General features: G+C 68.2%; 13 protein-coding genes. 6 read left to right on the top strand and 7 right to left on the bottom strand.

The genetic code is table 11. From position 1 onward, the window contains the following. Positions 1-711 carry a DUF502 domain-containing protein gene (locus BLW38_RS00840; RefSeq protein ID WP_092812968.1) on the bottom strand — a complete coding sequence of 237 codons (711 nt, stop codon included), beginning with the start codon at positions 709-711 and terminating at the stop codon, positions 1-3. A 106-nt stretch (positions 712-817) separates the two neighbouring features. Continuing rightward, positions 818-1,657, bottom strand: a complete 840-nt coding sequence (locus tag BLW38_RS00835; protein ID WP_092815414.1) for a proline dehydrogenase family protein — start codon at positions 1,655-1,657, stop codon at positions 818-820. A gap of 160 nt (positions 1,658-1,817) precedes the next feature. Here BLW38_RS00835 and BLW38_RS00830 point away from each other — a divergent pair, with 160 nt between their 5' ends. Further along, positions 1,818-2,360: a CDP-2,3-bis-(O-geranylgeranyl)-sn-glycerol synthase gene (locus BLW38_RS00830; protein ID WP_092812965.1), complete on the top strand. Its 543-nt coding sequence runs from the start codon at positions 1,818-1,820 to the stop codon at positions 2,358-2,360. Positions 2,361-2,492: 132 nt separating this feature from the next. Further along, positions 2,493-3,017, top strand: coding sequence for an SHOCT domain-containing protein (locus BLW38_RS00825; RefSeq protein WP_092812963.1), 525 nt, complete (start codon positions 2,493-2,495; stop codon positions 3,015-3,017). An 85-nt stretch (positions 3,018-3,102) separates the two neighbouring features. Here the strand turns inward: BLW38_RS00825 and BLW38_RS00820 are convergent, their stop codons facing one another. The 4 genes from BLW38_RS00820 to BLW38_RS00800 all read right to left on the bottom strand — a co-directional run bounded on the left by BLW38_RS00820 (position 3,103) and on the right by BLW38_RS00800 (position 8,918). Then, positions 3,103-4,749 (bottom strand): carboxypeptidase M32, encoded by a 1,647-nt coding sequence (locus BLW38_RS00820; protein WP_092812960.1) that lies wholly within the window; start codon positions 4,747-4,749, stop codon positions 3,103-3,105. A 156-nt stretch (positions 4,750-4,905) separates the two neighbouring features. Further along, the gene (locus BLW38_RS00810) at positions 4,906-6,066 is read right to left on the bottom strand and encodes a M20 family metallopeptidase (RefSeq protein ID WP_092812954.1); all 1,161 of its coding nucleotides are present in this window, start codon (positions 6,064-6,066) and stop codon (positions 4,906-4,908) included. 107 nt (positions 6,067-6,173) lie between these two features. Continuing rightward, positions 6,174-7,115, bottom strand: coding sequence for a UbiA family prenyltransferase (locus tag BLW38_RS00805; RefSeq protein ID WP_092812951.1), 942 nt, complete (start codon positions 7,113-7,115; stop codon positions 6,174-6,176). A gap of 111 nt (positions 7,116-7,226) precedes the next feature. After that, entirely contained in the window at positions 7,227-8,918 is a 1,692-nt protein-coding gene (locus BLW38_RS00800; protein ID WP_092812948.1) for a histidine kinase N-terminal 7TM domain-containing protein, read from the bottom strand. Between the two features lie 230 nt (positions 8,919-9,148). On the opposite strand from BLW38_RS00800, the gene BLW38_RS00795 reads away from it, so the two are divergent. The 3 genes from BLW38_RS00795 to BLW38_RS00785 all read left to right on the top strand — a co-directional run bounded on the left by BLW38_RS00795 (position 9,149) and on the right by BLW38_RS00785 (position 13,891). Continuing rightward, positions 9,149-11,047 carry a PINc/VapC family ATPase gene (locus tag BLW38_RS00795; protein WP_092812945.1) on the top strand — a complete coding sequence of 633 codons (1,899 nt, stop codon included), beginning with the start codon at positions 9,149-9,151 and terminating at the stop codon, positions 11,045-11,047. A 183-nt stretch (positions 11,048-11,230) separates the two neighbouring features. After that, positions 11,231-12,379, top strand: coding sequence for a citrate synthase (citZ, locus tag BLW38_RS00790; RefSeq protein WP_092812942.1), 1,149 nt, complete (start codon positions 11,231-11,233; stop codon positions 12,377-12,379). Positions 12,380-12,448: 69 nt separating this feature from the next. Beyond that, on the top strand, positions 12,449-13,891 hold the full coding sequence (locus BLW38_RS00785) for an FAD-binding oxidoreductase (RefSeq protein ID WP_092812939.1): 1,443 nt from the start codon (positions 12,449-12,451) through the stop codon (positions 13,889-13,891). On the opposite strand, the gene BLW38_RS00780 is transcribed toward BLW38_RS00785, so the two are convergent. Next, positions 13,834-15,384: a stage II sporulation protein M gene (locus BLW38_RS00780; RefSeq protein WP_092812936.1), complete on the bottom strand. Its 1,551-nt coding sequence runs from the start codon at positions 15,382-15,384 to the stop codon at positions 13,834-13,836. The two genes, BLW38_RS00785 and BLW38_RS00780, sit on opposite strands and share 58 nt — an antisense overlap. Before the next feature lie 435 nt (positions 15,385-15,819). On the opposite strand from BLW38_RS00780, the gene ilvA reads away from it, so the two are divergent. Continuing rightward, positions 15,820-17,031: a threonine ammonia-lyase gene (gene ilvA / locus BLW38_RS00775; protein WP_092815411.1), complete on the top strand. Its 1,212-nt coding sequence runs from the start codon at positions 15,820-15,822 to the stop codon at positions 17,029-17,031. Positions 17,032-17,069: the final 38 nt, after the last annotated feature.

Raw genomic sequence — 17,069 nt, 5'->3', positions numbered from 1 at the left:
TCACGGCGCCGTGTCGGGGTCGGTCCGGTCGGCATCGGCCGCCTCCGCATCGGTCATTTCCGCGTCGCCCGCGACCCTGGCATCGGTCGATCCCTCGCCCATCCCGTCGATCAGGTCGCCGTCGACGGAGACCTGATGGGCGGATTCGGCGAAGCCGGCCGAGAGGATCCGCGTCATCGCCTCCTCGACCGACTCGCCGGTGTCGGTGACGCGCTCAGGTTCGACCTCGATGACGTATCCGGAGGTGATGTTCGGCGCGGTCGGCATGAAGAGCACGAGCTTCCCGTCGCGGGTCTTCTTGCCCGTCTTAAACGCGGTCATCCGGATCCCCTTCCACGTTTCGAGGTGGACGGGATTCTGAAGGTCCTCGGTCCCCGAGAGCGCGGTCTCGACCGCCAGCTTTGACGCGTTATAAACCACCCGAAGGGCGGGGATGTGGTTGATCGACTCGTCGATCCGGGCCTCGACGATCCGGCCGAGAGTGGTTCGCATAAAGTAGCCAACGGCGAGCACGAGGGTCGTGAAGACGACCAGGGCGATGACCACGCGGTACAGCGGGACGACCGGCTCGAGGAGCCACTCGGGTTCGAGCGTGCTGATGAGGGGGATCGACGCGATGTGCCGGTAGATCCACCCGATGACGAGCAGCAGGACGATGAGCGGCACCAGCACGATGAGCCCGCTCCCGAAGTCGCGTTTCCACGTGGACATTCAGTTGTACCGATATGTGTCGGCGGGCCTTATCAGCCCTCTGAACGGGTGACGGTTCGAGCGGCTCGTGGCGATTCACCCCGGCGATGCCGGCGTCAGCGGTCGGTTAGCGGCCGAGGATCGCCCGAAGCGCGAACAGCGCGTTCCCCTTCCGCTCGCGGACACGCCGGTAGAAGTACGAGAGCCACTTCCCGCCGTAGGGGACGTACTGGCGGACGTCGACGCCCTGCGCTGCGAGGTCGCGCTGGGCGTCCATCCGGACGCCCATCAACATCTGGACTTCGTAGTCGGTGCCGTGTTCCTCGCCCAGCCGGCGGGCCAGCGACACCATCGCGGGGTCGTGGCTGCCGACGGCGATCCCACGATCCCGGTGCTCGAAGAGGAACGCGATGTCGTCGCGGTAGGCCTCGTTCACCCGCGATTTCTCGGTGTAGGCGATCGACGCCGGCTCGTCGTAGGCGCCCTTGACGATCCGGATCGCGCCCGGGACGTCGACGACGCGCTCGAGGTCCGCACGCGTGCGCTTGAGGTTCGACTGCAGACACTGGCCCACGGTCCAGGGGTGATCCCGCGCGACGTCGACGAAGGTATCGAGGGTGACGTCGGTCGTGTCGGAATCCTCCATATCACACCAGACGAAGACATCGTGGTCGGCGGCGTGGGCGACGAGCGAGCGGTAGTTCCGCGCGAACAGCTCCTCGGAGACGTCGAGGCCGATCTGGGACGGCTTGACCGAGACGCACGCGTCGAGGTCAGCCCGCGAGACGTCCCTGACGAGCTGGCGATAGGCCCGCATATCGGTCTCGACGTCCACGGGGTCTCCGTGGTGCTCCCCGAGCAGGTTCAACAGGACCCCGATCCCGTCGTCGTTCATCGAGCGGGTGTGGTCGAAGGCGGCGGCCGCGGTCTCGCCGGCGACGAACCGGTTCGCGATCGGCGGGAGCATACACGACCGTTCCGGCGGGACGGTTATCAGCGTGTCGTCGATCCGAACCGGCCGACGGCCCAGCCGCCGATGCGAACCGGCCATCGATCCCGAACCGGCCATCGATCCACGTCGATCGAACACCACAGGAGCTAACACAACCCCGGTTCACCGGGCGGGTATGGTCGGATCACTCGTCGCGAGCGCGCTCTGGGCGATGTTGCCGGCGTACGTTCCCAACAACGCCGCGGTGCTGGCCGGCGGCGGCCGCCCGATCGACGGCGGCCGGACGTGGAACGGCGCGCGCGTGCTCGGCGACGGCAAGACGTGGCGCGGAACCGCAGTCGGGACGGCAGTCGGCGTTCTGCTCGCGCTGGTGCTGAACGCGATCGTCGATCCTGCCTCGACCGCGCTCGGGGTCGATCTGCCGACGTTCCCGCTCCGCGCGGCCGTCGGGCTCGCGCTCGGCGCGATGGTCGGTGACATCGGGGCCTCGTTCCTCAAGCGCCGGTCGGGCCGCGAACGAGGCGCGGCGTTCCCCGGGCTCGACCAGTTGGACTTCGTCGTCGGTGCGCTGGCGTTCGCGTGGCTCCTCGCGCCGGCGTGGTTCGACGAGTGGTTCACGCTCCCGGCGATCGCGGTCGTCGTCGTGGTCACGCCGATCTTGCACGTCGTGACCAACGTGATCGGGTTCGCACTCGGCGTGAAGAACGAACCGTGGTGACGGGGACGAGTCCGAGAAGCGATCCCGAAAGATCGCGAGGCGGAGCCAGCACGTCGAACCCGGAGTGACGAAACCGTACCGGCGATCCGGGATCGGATTTTTAGCCGATGCCGGCGAAACCTCCCGTCAGGGATGACCGCCGAGCCGCCACGAGCCGCGAGCACGTCCGATGGCCCGATCGACCGAGCCAGAGAGAACCTCACGGGGATCGTCTCCGTCCTCGTGACCGGGATCTGGCTGGTCGCGTTGGTGACCAACCAGGACTGGTGGCTCGGCGCCCTTCTCCTCGGCTACATCGTGGTCGTCCCGGTGACCGCCCTGCTGTTCGGCGACGAGGACGATGTGGCGGAGTGGTGGGACGACGAGGACGCAGCGGGGGCGGCAACTGGATCGAAGCGATCGGCGGACAACCGGAGGGGGAGCCGCCGCGACGCTAGCGGTGACGGCACCGGCGACGCCCTCAAGACGCTTCGGGAGCGGTACGCACGCGGTGAGCTGACCGACGAGCAGTTCGAGCGGAAGCTGGAACGGCTCCTGGAGACGGAGACGCTGGAGGACGCAGCGGATCGATCGGATACGACCGGGACCGGGGAACGGGAGGAAATCGAAGCCACGGACCGGGAGGAGATCGAAACTACGGAACGGAGAAAGTCGTGATCGAAGCGAAAGATAGAGACGGAAACGAGGGAAAACGAACGGAACTCGGAGATCCGTGCTGGGGACGAGGCGGCGGGAGATGCGGTTAGACGGAGACGTCGTACAGCGCGCCGTACTTCGACTCGACGTAGTCGGTGAAGGCGTCCGCCGAGAAGTTCTCGCCGGTGGCCAGTTTCACGAGTTCATTCGTCTCGTAGCGCGACCCGTGGCGGTGGACGTTCTCGGCCAGCCACTCGTGGAGAGCGTCGAAATCGCCGGCCGCGATCCGGTCGTCGAGTGACGGACCGTCCATCGCCGCGACGTCGGCCTCGGCGGCGGCGTACAGCTGGGCAGCCATCACCGACCCGAGCGAGTAGGTCGGGAAGTAGCCGAAGTTGCCGTGGCTCCAGTGGATGTCCTGCAGGCATCCCTCGGCATCGGTCTCGGGGCGGATGCCGAGATACTGCTTGTACAGGTCGTTCCACGTCTCGGGGACGTCGGCGACGTCGAGGTCGCCGCGGATCAGGTCGCGTTCGATCTCGAACCGGACCAGGATGTGCAGGTGGTAGGTGAGTTCGTCGGCCTCGACGCGGATGGGGTTGTCCGGATGGACCTGGTTGACCGCCTCGTAGGCGTCCCGGACGGACGCGTCCGCGGTGCGCGGGAAGTGCTCCTGGAACGTCGCCAGGAAGTGGTCCCAGAACGCCCGGCTCCGGCCGACGTGGTTCTCCCAGAGCCGCGACTGGGACTCGTGGACGGAGAGGTCACGCGGCTCGCCGAGCGGCGTCCCGAACTCGTCGTCCGGGAGGCCGAGGGTGTACCGTGCGTGGCCGAACTCGTGGATCGTCGACCCGAGCGCCGAGAGGGGGTCAGCCTCGTCGAACCGGGTCGTGATCCGACAGTCGAACTGGTTCCCCGAGGTGAACGGGTGTGAGGAGACGTCGAGTCGACCGCGGTCGAAGTCGTACCCCAGCCGGTCGAGCGCCGCCCGCGCCAGCTCCTCCTGGGTGTCCGTATCGAACGAGCCCTCGAAGGTGTCGACCGCGAGGTCGGCGTCCGACTCGCGGATCGCCTCCAGCAGCGGGACGAGCGTCTCGCGCAGCTCCGCGAGGATCGTCTCGGCGCGTTCGAGCGGGAGGCACGGCTCGTACTCCTCGAAGAGGACGGCGTAGGGATCCCGGTCCGGATCGATGTGGGCGGCGTACTCACGCTTGAGTTCGACGTTGCGTTCGAGATGGGGCGCGAATGCCTCGAAGTCGTTCTCGGCTCTGGCACGCTCCCAGGCGCCGAGCGCCTCCGTCGACGCCTCGGAGATCCGCTCGACGAGATCGCGCGGAACCGCGTCCGCGCGCTCGTACTCGCGACGGATCTCCCGGACGGCCGCCGACTGATCGCCGGATAGGTCGACGCCGTCGAGGTCGGCGAGGTGCTCGCCGGTTTCCGGGGCGGTAAGCAGGTCGTGCTGCAGCGAGGAGAGCACCGAGAGCTGCTTCGACCGCGCGGGCGTCCCGCCCTCGGGCATCATCACCTGTTGGTCCCACGAGAGCACGCCCGAAGCGCTCGAGACGGTGTTCCAACGACGGGCACGATCCAGAAGGGCCTCGTAGGCGTCGGGGGCGTCCGCGGCCTTTGCGGCGTCCGCGGCCTTTGCGGCGTCCGCGGCCTTTGCGGCGTCCGCGGCATCCACGGATTCTGCGGTGTCCGCGGATTCGTCGGATCCCGACGCGTCGGTCGTATCGGCGGAGTCGTTCATCGGGGATCGATACGGCGTCATCACGGAAGAACGTCGCGCCTCCGGCGAGGAACCGCGCCCCCGGATCGACGACCGAGCGGTCGAGACGACCGAGGTAACCAGGACGACCGAGACGGCCGAGGCGACCGGGGCGACGGCCGGATCGCGACGAGCGAACTACTCGGCGTCAGGAACGTCCCGTTCCGCGATCCCGTGATAGATCCGCCGACAACGGCGAAGGACGTCGATCGAGACGCTCTCGGTTTCGGTGTGTGCCTCGCCGGGTTCGGAGGGGCCACAGACGACGCAGGCGGTCCCGGCGTCGGCGAGCCAGCCGGCATCCGTCGCGTGGGATTTCACGACGTGGTCCGGGGATCCGGGTTCCGACCCGTCCGCGACGCCGGCGTCAGCTCGATGGGCCGCGCTGGCTGCGGCGAGCACGGCATCGGCGAAGCCCGCGCGGGAACACGCCATCGGGGGCAGGTCGCCATCGACGGTCCACTCGACCCCGTCGATCGTCTCGACACGCTCCAGGGGCGCGCGCTCGCCGGGGACCGTTCGCTCGTCGACGGTGACCGTACACCGGTCGGGGATCACGTTCATCGCCGTTCCGCCCTCGATCCCGGTGACCGCGATCGAGCCGGCGAGGTGCTCGTCGAACACCGCCGTTTCGGGTGCAGGGAGGTCCCTGACGATATCGACCGCATCACACGCCCGGTAGACCGCGTTCTCGCCGGACCCGGTCTCGGAGGCGTGTGCCGATTCGCCGGTGGCGACCAGCGTCGATCCGCGCCGACCCTTGTGGGCCACCGCGACGTCCGTGACGACGTGGGTGGGCTGATCCGGCGCCGCCGAGTAGCCGGTCGATCCCTCCGCAACCACCGCGAAGTCGGGCCCGAACCCGCGGTCGATCGCCGCCCTGGCGCCGACGCCGCCGTCCTCCTCGCCGACGAAGGAGGCGAAAACGAGCTCGCGATCGTCGGGAACGGTCGCGTCGCGAAACGCGAGCAGACAGGCGGCGAGTGCGCCCTTCATGTCCGCGGTCCCCCGGCCGTGGAGACGCCCCTCGCGTTCCGCGATGGTGTAGGCGCCGTCGTCATCGCGCTGGCGATCCGCGGGCGGGACGACGTCGTGGTGCCCCACGAGCGCGAGGCTGGTCGACGCGCAGGGATTGCGTCGGGCGATCACGTTCCCGTCGGGATCGCGGTCGACGGCCGCGTCCGTCTCCGACCGGAGCCACGATTCGACCGCGTCGCCGGCCGCGGTCTCGTCCTCGTGGCTCGGGATCGAGACCAGCCGCCGCGTGAGATCGACCAGTTCGTCGGCGGAGTCGGTCATACCCCACGGTCGGGCGACGGAGGGTAAAAATGGACGGGCAGCGAAGACGGAGGGGTAGCGACGGCGGACGGGCAGCGAAGGCGGAGTCGATCGTCGGACGCCGCCGACTAGAGCCCGACGGTGACGAGGACGAGCACGCCGAGAGCCGGAACCCGGGAGAGTTCCGCCGAGATCGCGAGCCGTCGCTCGGCGTCGCTCCGGCCGAGGAAGGCGATCGTGGTGACCAGACAGGCGAGACCGGCGAGGAGCGCCAGCGCCGCCGCGGGCACGAGCAGCCCCCGCAGGACCGCGTACGCGATCAGCCCCAGCGTGAGCAGCACGACGCCGTACAGCGACTGCCGGGTTCGACGCACGCCGACGACGACCGGGAGCGTCGAAACCCCGGCGGCCGCGTCGCTTTCCACGTCGGGAACGTTCGGGATCTCAGTGTTCACGAACGTCGCGAGGAACAGGTAGCCGAACAGGACGCCGGCGGTCGGGGTGATCGGGGCGTTCGTGAACGCCATCGGCATTCCGACGATCGTGACGGACCAGGCGAGGGCGACGACGGCGGAGTTGACGATCAGGACCTCCTTGAGCCGCCGGATCTGGCTGCCGAGTGCGGCGAAGTAATCGAGCGCGTAAAGCACCCAGAACGCGCCGGGCAGCAGCGTCAGCCCGAACGCGAGGGGACCGCCCGAGACGGCGAGCGCGACGGCGACGCCGTAGGCGATCGCACCGGCGACGTACAGGACACGCTGGTGACGGCGAACGAAGGCGGTTCGGTTCGGTGCGACCGCCTCGTCGATCTCGAGATCGGCAAGCCGGTCGTTGACGTACACCGCAAAGGTGACGAGACCGACGACGAGCGGCGAGAGGTTCACCGGAAGCGAGAGAACGATCATCACGAGCGCGACCTCGGCGGCTGCGACCAATGCGAGGTACGTCGAGCTATACAACAGGGCGTTTCGAAGGCGCTCGAGCACGGTGCGGGCCCGAGAGATGGTCGAACGGTTCCAAAGCGCGGTCGATCCAGTCGGCCGTGACTGGGTGGATGGTTCGGATGCCATACCGACCGCAAATATCGACCAGTTGATATTAACGACGGGGGATACCTCTCAGGTTCCGGACCGGTTTGACGGGCGACGCCGACCCCGGCGATGGAGAGACCGTGTGGCCCGTCAAGGGGGCCGCGATCGGATCGGAACCTCGACGGTGGCGATCGTTCCCGTCGGGTCGGCGTCGGCGAACTCGATCCGGCCGCCGACGATGTCGATACCCCACGTGATAAGCGAGAGGCCGATCCCGCTCCCGTGACGCAACGGCGTCTCGGCTCCCTCCTCGAGGACGGCGAGTTCCTCGTCGTCGATGCCGGGGCCGTTATCGGCGACGACGACGCGGACGACGTCCACCTCCGGCTCCCCGCTGCGAACGTCGATCCGGATACGTGGCGCCGGATCGGCGGTCGTGTTGTGTTCGGCGGCGTTCTCGATCAGGTCCTCGAAGACGACGGTCAACAGCTCGTCGACGTAGACATCGTCGGGGACGCCATCGTAGTCGACCGAGACGGCAGGTCGGGCGTCCCGCGCCGAGTCGATCGCGTCGCACAGGATCGAGTCCAACGGAAGCGGGCGCCGGTCGGCCCGATCGCGGTCGAAGAGATCGATCGCCCGACGGACCTTCTCGCTGAGCTCCTCGATCGCCATCGCGTGGCCCTCGATACGGTCGGCGATCCGACCGGCGTCATCGTCGATCTCCGACGCGCAGCCGAGAATGAGCTGCGTGGTTGTTCGAACGTTGTGTCTGAACACCCTGTTGAGCACAGTGAGCCGCCGTTGACGCCGCAGGTGGGCACTGACGTCGTGAAGGGTGATCGACCGGCCGATCGTGCGCCCGGTGTAGTCGACGATCGAACACGCCGAGACGTCGTAGGCACGGGTGCCGTCGTCCGCCTCGAGCACCATACGGTCGTTCGGGCCGGCACAGTCGACGATCCCGGCAACCTGTGGGAGCGCATCGGCGAACGCTCGCCCCAGGATGTCGTCCGGATCGGTCCGAAGGAACGTCGCGGCGCGGTCGTTCAGCTCGACGACGTATCCGTTCGAATCAAGGACGATCGCGCCCTCCTCCATCCGGTCGAAGGCCAGCCGCCGCGCGTACCGGATCGGCGCGGGGTTCGTCCCGAACAGGCGAAACCGGGTGAGTGCGCCGAGGTAGGCGACGCCGGAGACGGCGAAGCCGATCGGCGTGGGATCGACGCCGTAGGTCGGCAGGGCCCCGAGGAGGTACAGCACGTTCGTCAGCCACGGCACGACGATCCCGACGATGAGCGCGAGGCTCTGGGCACGGAACGCGAGAACGTCACTCGTGATCAACTCGAGCAGCGGGATCGTCCCGAGCAGCCCGAGGAGATAGGTGTAGCCGGCGGCGATCCAGAACCACGGACCTGGCGTCCGATCGAGCATCGTCGCGCCGTTGATCTCCACCAGCGTCGAGTGGACGTACATCAGCTCGTGGGCAGTGTTCGTCGCCCCGATGACCGCGATACACAGGGGCACGATCGAGGCCACCGCGACGTATCGCGGCTGGACGTACTCGTGATACCCCGAATACTCGAGCGAGAAGAACAACCAGGCGACAGGGATGACCGCGATCCCGACCCAGGAGACGTCGACCCAGAAGCCTTTCGCGGCGATCCCGACCGCGTCGATCCGGAACAACAGCGTGACCGACCACCAGCACTGGCCGGCCAGGAGGACGGCCAGCGGGACCGATCCCGGGGTCGGTCGCTCGCGCCAGGCGATCAGTCCGCCCACCATCCCGATCGCGACCGTACAGATCAGCGCGGCCTTGAGGACCGTCAGTGGGATCACGGTGGCTCTAGATGGTTGTGACCCCAGCCGGTAATCAAGATTGTGGACCTCGTGGCCGGTCCACGAGAACGTCCGATCGTTGAACGACGTTCAACTGTATCGTGAGCGGTTCGGGAGGACGTCGTTGCCCGAGCAGCCGGCCGGTCGAACACCCTTACAGCCGGCCGGTCGAACACCCTTACAGCCGGCCGGTCGAACACCCTTATACCGATCCCGCCCGCAGGACCGGTATGAAGGTTGTACCGGACACCAGTGCGGTCATCGATGGCCGCGTGTCCGAACGCGTCGCGGACGGCACCTACGAGGAAGCGACGGTCCTCGTCCCGGAGGCCGTGGTCGGCGAGCTCGAGTCGCAGGCGAACGACGGCCACGACCCCGGCTGGGACGGCCTCTCGGAGCTCCAGCAGCTCGCCGAGTTCGCCGACGAGGGGACGATCTCGCTGTCGTACGTCGGTCGACGCCCGAGCGCCACCGAGACGAGGGCCGCCAGCGAGGGCGACGTCGACGCGATCATCCGGGACGTCGCCGAGGACCACGACGCGGCCCTGCTGACGAGCGACGTCGTGCAGGCGGAGGTCGCGCGGGCGAAGGGGATCGCCGTCGAGTATGTTGAGCCGGTTACCCGCGGCGTCGTCGAGGAGCTGCCGATAGCCGACTACTTTACCGAGGAGACGATGTCGGTCCACCTCAAGACCGGGACCAAGCCGAAGGCCAAACGCGGGACCCTGGGCGAGATGCGCTATGCGGTCATCGAGGAGGAACCGACGAGCGAGGACCGGATGGGCGAGTGGGCGACCGCGATCGTCAACCTGGCCCGGGGATCGAACGACGGCTTCGTCGAGCTCTCCGAGGAGGGGATGGACATCGTCCAGTACCGGAACTACCGGATCGCCGTCGCTCGCCCCCCCTTCGCGGACGGGATCGAGATCACCGCGGTCCGGCCGATCGCCAAGACCGACCTCGACGACTACGAGTTCGCCGACGAGCTCCGCGAGCGGTTCCTCGAGTCGAAACGGGGGGTGCTCATCTCCGGCTCGCCGGGTGCCGGCAAGTCGACGTTCGCACAGGCGGTCGCGGAGTTCCTCAACGACAACGACTACGCGGTCAAGACGATGGAGAAGCCACGGGACCTCCAGGTCGGCCCGGAGATCACCCAGTACGGCGCGCTCGGCGGCGATATGGCGAACACCGCCGACTCCCTGCTGCTCGTCCGGCCCGATTACACGATCTACGACGAGGTTCGGAAGACCGCCGACTTCGAGGTCTTCTCGGACATGCGGATGGCCGGCGTCGGAATGGTCGGCGTCGTCCACGCGTCCCGGGCGATCGACGCGCTCCAGCGATTGGTCGGGCGCGTCGAACTCGGAATGATCCCGCAGATCGTCGACACCGTCGTCTACATCGAGGCCGGCCACGTGCACACGGTCTACGACGTCGACACCGAGGTGAAGGTCCCCGAGGGACTCACCGCCGAGGACCTCGCGCGACCGGTCATCCGTGTTCGAGATTTCGAAACCGGCCGCGCCGACTACGAGATCTACACGTTCAACCGGCAGGTCGTCACGGTGCCGATCGGCGCCGATGGCGATGGCGGGAGCGAGAGCGGCGTCTCGCGCATCGCCAAACAGGAGATCGAACGCGAGATCCGGTCTGTCGCCCGGGGACACGTCGACGTGGAGTTGCAGGGCCGTGACACCGCCATCGTCTACGTCGAGGAGGACGACATCTCCTACGTGATCGGCAAGGGCGGGGGCCGGATCTCCGACATCGAGAACCGGCTGGGCATCGACATCGACGTCCGCACCCACGACGAGCGACCGGGCGACGGCGCGGGCGGGTCGGGTGCGGCCGGCAGCGCCAGTGGCGCCGGTGCGGGAGACGCCGGCCCGATGGGCGGCGATCGCGGCGCGGTCGTCCAGCCGGAGATCACCTCACGACACGTCGAGATCCCCGTCGAGGAGGACGTCGGCGAGACGGTGGAGGTGCGCGCAGAGGACGAATACCTCTTCACCGCGACCGTCGGCCGGGGCGGGGAGATCCAGGTGTCTCGGGGTTCGGCGATCGCCGAGGAACTCGAGGACGCGATCGACCGGAAACGAACGATATCGGTCGTCCCCGCGCGTGGGTGATCCGAGCGACTTCACCGGTTGATCGAACCGTTCAGCCGGATGGTCGCGTCGAGGATCGGGTCGTTTGACCGGCGCCGTCGTCGCCGATCGGCCCGAGATCGTCGTGCTGGCGTTCGACGATCGACGTCACGAACGCCGCCGAAACGGCAACGCTTTTTTCGAGGTGGCGGGAAGGGTCCGCATATGTCAAACGAGCTGGAGCGCGGTTTGGAGGGCGTTCTCGTCGCCGAGTCGGATCTGAGCTACATCGACGGGAGCGACGGGACGCTTCTGTACCGCGGCTACCACATCGAGGACCTCGCGACGCGTGCCGACTTCGAGGAGGTGCTGTACCTGCTGTGGCACGACGAGCTGCCGACGCGTGCGGAGCTCGAGACGTTCACGGAGAAGCTCACGGCGGACCAGCACGTCGATGACGACGTTCTCACCGCGGTCGCGGATATGGCCGCCGCCGACGCCGACCCGATGGACGCGCTCCGAACGGCGGTCTCGCTGCTGCCGACCTACGATCCCGAATCCGACGCCGACACCGACGACGCCGCGGTGGGTCGCCGGCAGGGTCGCCGCATCACCGCGAAGATCCCGACGATCCTCGCCGCGTTCGACCGTGCCCGCCGCGGCAAGGAGCCGGTCGAGCCGGACGACGACCTCGGGTACGCCGGGAACTTCCTGTACATGCTGACCGGCACCCGCCCGGACGACGTCGCCGAGGAGACGTTCGACATGGCGATGACGCTACACGCCGACCACGGACTCAACGCGTCGACCTTCGCGTCGATGGTCATCGCCTCCACGATGGCCGACGTCTACTCCTCGGTCATCGGCGGGATCGGCGCCCTCTCGGGGCCGCTCCACGGCGGCGCCAACGAGGACGTGATGGAGATGCTCGAGGAGATCGACGAGGCGGGCGCCGATCCTGTCGAGTGGGCCAAAGAGGCCCGAGCCGATGGTCGGCGCATCCCGGGCTACGGCCACCGAGTCTACCAGGTGAAGGATCCCCGCGCGAACATCCTCGAGTCCCGCCTCCGTGACCTCTCCGACGCGAGCGGAGACACGACGTGGCTCGACTACACGACCGCGATCGAGGGATACCTCGCCGACGAAGGGCTCGTCGAGAAAGGGATCGCACCGAACGTCGACTTCTACTCCGGCTCCGTCTACGACCATCTCGGGATCCCCACGGATATGTACACCCCCATCTTCGCGATGGCGCGGGCCGGCGGCTGGATCGCCCACATCCTGGAGTACCAGAGCGACAACCGCCTGATCCGACCGCGAGCCCGGTATACCGGCCGAACGGACGCCGATTTCGTTCCGATCGACGAGCGGTGAACACCGATCGGACAGAAACGCCGATCGCGCAGCGGTGCGTTTTAACCCCCTCACCGCCCCGAACCGTGTATGCAACACGATTGCTCGTTCCTCGACGACCTCGCCATCGAAGGGGAGGTATCGCGCGGCCCGTCCGACAAGCGGACGCACGCGAGCGATTTCGGGACGCGGGAGGCGCAGGCGGTCGAGCCGGACGCGGTGGTGTTTCCGGAGTCGACCGCGGACGTCTCGGCGGTACTTTCGGCGGCCAACGACCGCGGCGTCCCGGTGACGCCGTATGCGGCCGGGACCGGCCTGGAGGCGAACGCCACCCCCGTCCACGGCGGGATCAGCCTCGACATGACGCGGATGGACGCGGTCCTCGAGGTTCGCCCCGCCGATCTGCAGATCGACGTCGAGCCGGGCGTCATCGGCGAGGCCGTCAACGAGGCGGTCGCCGGGAACGGGCTGTTCTTCCCGCCGCTGCCCTCCTCGGGGTCGATATCGACGATCGGCGGGATGATCGCCACCGACGCCTCCGGACAGCAGACGGTGAAGTACGGGGAGGTGGCCGACTGGGTACTCGAGCTCGAGGTCGTACGCGCGGACGGCACGGTGGTGACGGTCGGCAGCAAGGCGGCGAAGACCTCGAGCGGGTACAACCTGTGTGAACTGTTCGTCGGGAGCGAGGGAACGCTCGGCGTCGTCACGCGAGCGACGCTCGAACTCGCCGGGCGGCCCGAACAGGTGAAGGGTGGCCGTGCGGTCTTCGAAACCCTCGCGGACGCGACCGAGGCGATCTCGGACGTGATCACCTCCGGGGTCGACGTCGCCAAGCTCGAGCTGATCGACGAACGGACCGCGCGGATGGTCAACGCCTACGCCGACGTCGAGCTGCCGGAGCGACCGATGACATTCCTCGAGTTCCACGCCAACCACGGGATCGACGAGGAGATCGCGTTCTGCCGGACGATCGTCGAGGCCCACGACGTCGCGGCGTTCGAGATCGCCGGCGGCGAGAAGATGGCCGAGCTCTGGCGGGCGCGCGAGGAGATCGCCTACGCGAGCGAGGAGTTCAACCCGGATCGGGAGATGGAGGGTTCCGGCGACGTGACGGTCCCGATCGGACGCTACCCCGAGATGATCGCGGCGGTTCAATCGGTGGCCGAGGAGTACGATCGCTTTATCCCCTGTTTCGGCCACGCCGGCGACGGAAACCTCCATTACGGGGTCTTTGCGGACCCCGACGATCCCGAGGAGGTCGAGCAAGCGCGGGCCGCCCACGCCGCGATCGTCGATCGGGCGATCGAGCTGGGCGGGACCGCAACGGGCGAACACGGGATCGGGCGCGGCAAGCGGAAGTTCCTCGAGCGGGAACACGGGACGGCGGGCGTGGACGCGATGCGTGCGGTCAAGGAGACGTTCGATCCGAACGGGATCTTGAACCCGGGGAAGGTGCTTCCGGATCCGACCGATCAGGCAAGTACGTCCGCGACGATCGGCTCCACGACCGGCCGAACGAACTCGAAGTAGTACGGGCTCACGAACCCCTCGATCAGCCCCGCGACCAGCAGGAGCATCCCGACGCCGACGAGCACGCGGAACGCGCGCTCCAAGTCGTCAGCGAGGGCGATCCGGGGAGCGGTCCCACGCCAGGTTCGCCACCCCGACCGGCCGAGATGGAGACCCACCGCGCCGGCGATGACCAGCGCGGGGATCTCGAGGAGTCCGTGCGGAACCACGAAGCCGACGAGTTCGAGCAGATCCGCCTCGAGCCGGAAGACGATCCCGAAGACGAAGCCGTTGAACCAGATCGCGACGACGGTCGGCACCGCGAGAACGACGCCGGCGAAGGCGGTCCCGAGCGCGACCGTCCAGTTGTTCGCGAAGAACTCGAGCGCCGCGGCCGGCGGGAGATGCCCCTCGAGACGCGCCACGATCGAGGCCGTGACCATCTCCTCGAACGGACCGGCAGCGATCCAGCCGAGCACGAAGCTCGCGACGGCAAGCGCAACGACCAGGCCGTGGGTGAGGAGAGTCGATCGAACGAACCCCGTCATCGCGCGCCAGCTGCCGCCGACGCCGGCACGGATCGACGCGCGGAGTGACCGGGTCGGCGGGTCGGGAGGAGCGATCGTGCCGCGCCACCGGCCGAACAGGCCGGTCTTCACGAGGTCGAGCCCCGGTGCGACCACGAGCAGGGTCGCGAGGCCGAGCGAGCTCGGCGCCTCGAAGAACGCGAGCACGCTCCCCGCCGACGTGACCGCGACCAGGGTGGCGATCGTCACGGCGTAATACCCGAGGGCATCGCCGGGGTTCGACCGAACGTATGCAAGTCCCGCATCGACTCCGCCGAGGGCCCCGACGTCGTCGACGACGACCGCGACCGGCGCGAACGCGAAGACCGCCCGAGTACAGATGACGATGACCGTCCAGCCCAGCAGCGCCGCAAGCGCTGCGAGAACGCCGAGGATCGGGTGGACGATCGACGCGGCCGTGATGGCGATCGCGGCGCCGAAGGTGGCAGCAAGCCAGATCCCGACCTCCAACAGGGAGAGCCCGAGGATCGACGGCCAGTACGAACGAACGCCGCCGATCCCCGCGAGGGTACCACCCTCGTCACGGAGGCGGGCGAGGGAGACGGCGTATTGGCCGGCCGAGACGCCCGCCGAGAGGAGAACGGTGAGGACGACGGTGGCCACTCCCGCCGCCACGAGGGCCGCAAGGACGACGGGATCAGCAAGCGGCAGCAGCACGTCGCCGAGGGAGTCCGTCCACTGTTGGAACGCCGCCGGGTCGGCCTCCGGGTCGGGCATCGATCCGAGATCCGTCTCCGAGAGGGCCGTCCGAACCCGAGCGATCCGACCGGTCACCTCGAGGTACACGTAGGCGACGGCGAGCACGGCGGCGACGAGCGCACGGGTGATCACCGGGATCGCGGCTCCGAGCACGTAGAAGGGCAGGAGGTCCGCGGGGCGCCGCCGATAGACCGCGACGGCGTTCGTGAGGGCGGATGACAAGTCCATATCGGGGGACACGGCGAGGAAGAACTTAAAACGAAACGTCGGTCAGAGCGCCGACGTCGGTCAGAGCGCCGACGTCGGTCGGAGCGCACGGCCGGGAAGAGGGAGTGTCCCGTCGAAAGGAGGATGGAGCGGTACGCCGAGACTGGGGAGATCGGTCGAAACGGGAAAAGGGCAGCCCCTCTCGGGCTGTTTCACTTTCACTCCGCCAGCCGGACCTTTTTATGACCGGGGATGTATCCTACAGATGCACGTCACACGCGTGCATTCCCCCTTTCCCCACCCCTTGTCCCGGGAGCGATAGCGTTCGCGAGCGTACTCCGGCAGTGACGGCGTTCGCGACGGCGAGCCGGCGCCCCATACGGCGCCGCGCTGGCCGTATCGGTCCCGGCGATCGGACCCGAAACCATTAGCGGTCGCGGACGCCAGATGGAAACGATGCTGTCGCTTGCCGACGTCCAGGCCGCCCGCGCGCACGTCGAGGAGGTCGCACGGCGGACCCCGCTCGAACGGTCCCGAACCTTCTCCGAGCTGACCGGGGCGGACGTCCACCTCAAACTGGAGACGTTTCAGCGAACCGGCGCGTTCAAGATCCGCGGCGCGGCAAACCGGATCGCCACCCTCTCGCCGACGGAGCGGGAGGCCGGCGTGGTGACCGCGAGCGCGGGCAACCACGCCCAAGGCGTCGCGCTCGCGGCCACGCGGGCGGACGTCGATTCGACGATCGTGATGCCCGAGTACGCACCGGTCTCGAAGGTGAAGGCCACGCGCGGGTACGGCGGAGAGGTGGTCCTCCACGGGATCGATTACGAGGAGGCGCAGGCACGGGCCCACGAGATCGAGGCCGCGGAGGACCGGACGTACGTCCACGCCTTCGATGACGAGACAGTGATGGCCGGTCAGGGAACGATCGGCCTGGAGATCGTCGAGGACTGCCCCGAGCTCGACACCGTGGTCGTGCCGATCGGGGGCGGCGGGCTCATCGCGGGGATCGCGACGGCGATCGCGGGGAAACTCGACGACGTCCGCGTCATCGGCGTCCAGGCGGCGGGGGCGGCATCGGCCGCCCAGTCGCTCGCGTCCGGACGCGTGGAGAGCATCGATCGCGTCGACACGATCGCCGACGGGATCGCGACGCGGTCGGTCGGCGAAACGCCGTTCGAGGTCATCCAGGAACGCGTCGACGAGGTGGTGACGGTCTCGGACACGGAGATCGCCCACGCGCTCACGCTGCTGTTGGAGCGATCGAAGGTTCTCGTGGAAGGGGCGGGAGCCGTGCCGCTTGCGGCGATCCTCGCGGAGGCGTTCGAGTACGAGGACGGGGAAACGATCGTGGCCGCGCTGTGTGGCGGCAACATCGACATGAACCGGCTGACGACCGTCGTGATGCGCGGGCTCATCGAGATGGGCCGGTACCTGAAGGTGAAGATGGCGCTGAAGGACCGCCCCGGGGAGTTGGAACGCGTGGCGGGCATCGTCTCCGAACACGGCGCGAACGTCTATGCGGTCCACCACGACCGGACCTCACGGGACGTCGCGGTCAACGCCGCGGAACTCGAGGTCGAAATGGAGACCCACGACGCCGAGCATGCGGCGGCGATCGTCGCCAGCCTTGAGGCGGACGGCTACGAAGTCGACGTGCTCGCGTGAGGCGGTGGATCGGTGCGTGACGGGATGCGTACTTGCGT

This window comes from Halopenitus malekzadehii, from assembly GCF_900108505.1.
Classification (GTDB): Archaea; Halobacteriota; Halobacteria; order Halobacteriales; family Haloferacaceae; genus Halopenitus; species Halopenitus malekzadehii.
The sequence above is the reverse complement of the archived record's forward strand: the minus strand, read 5'-3'. Positions and strand labels throughout refer to the sequence as shown.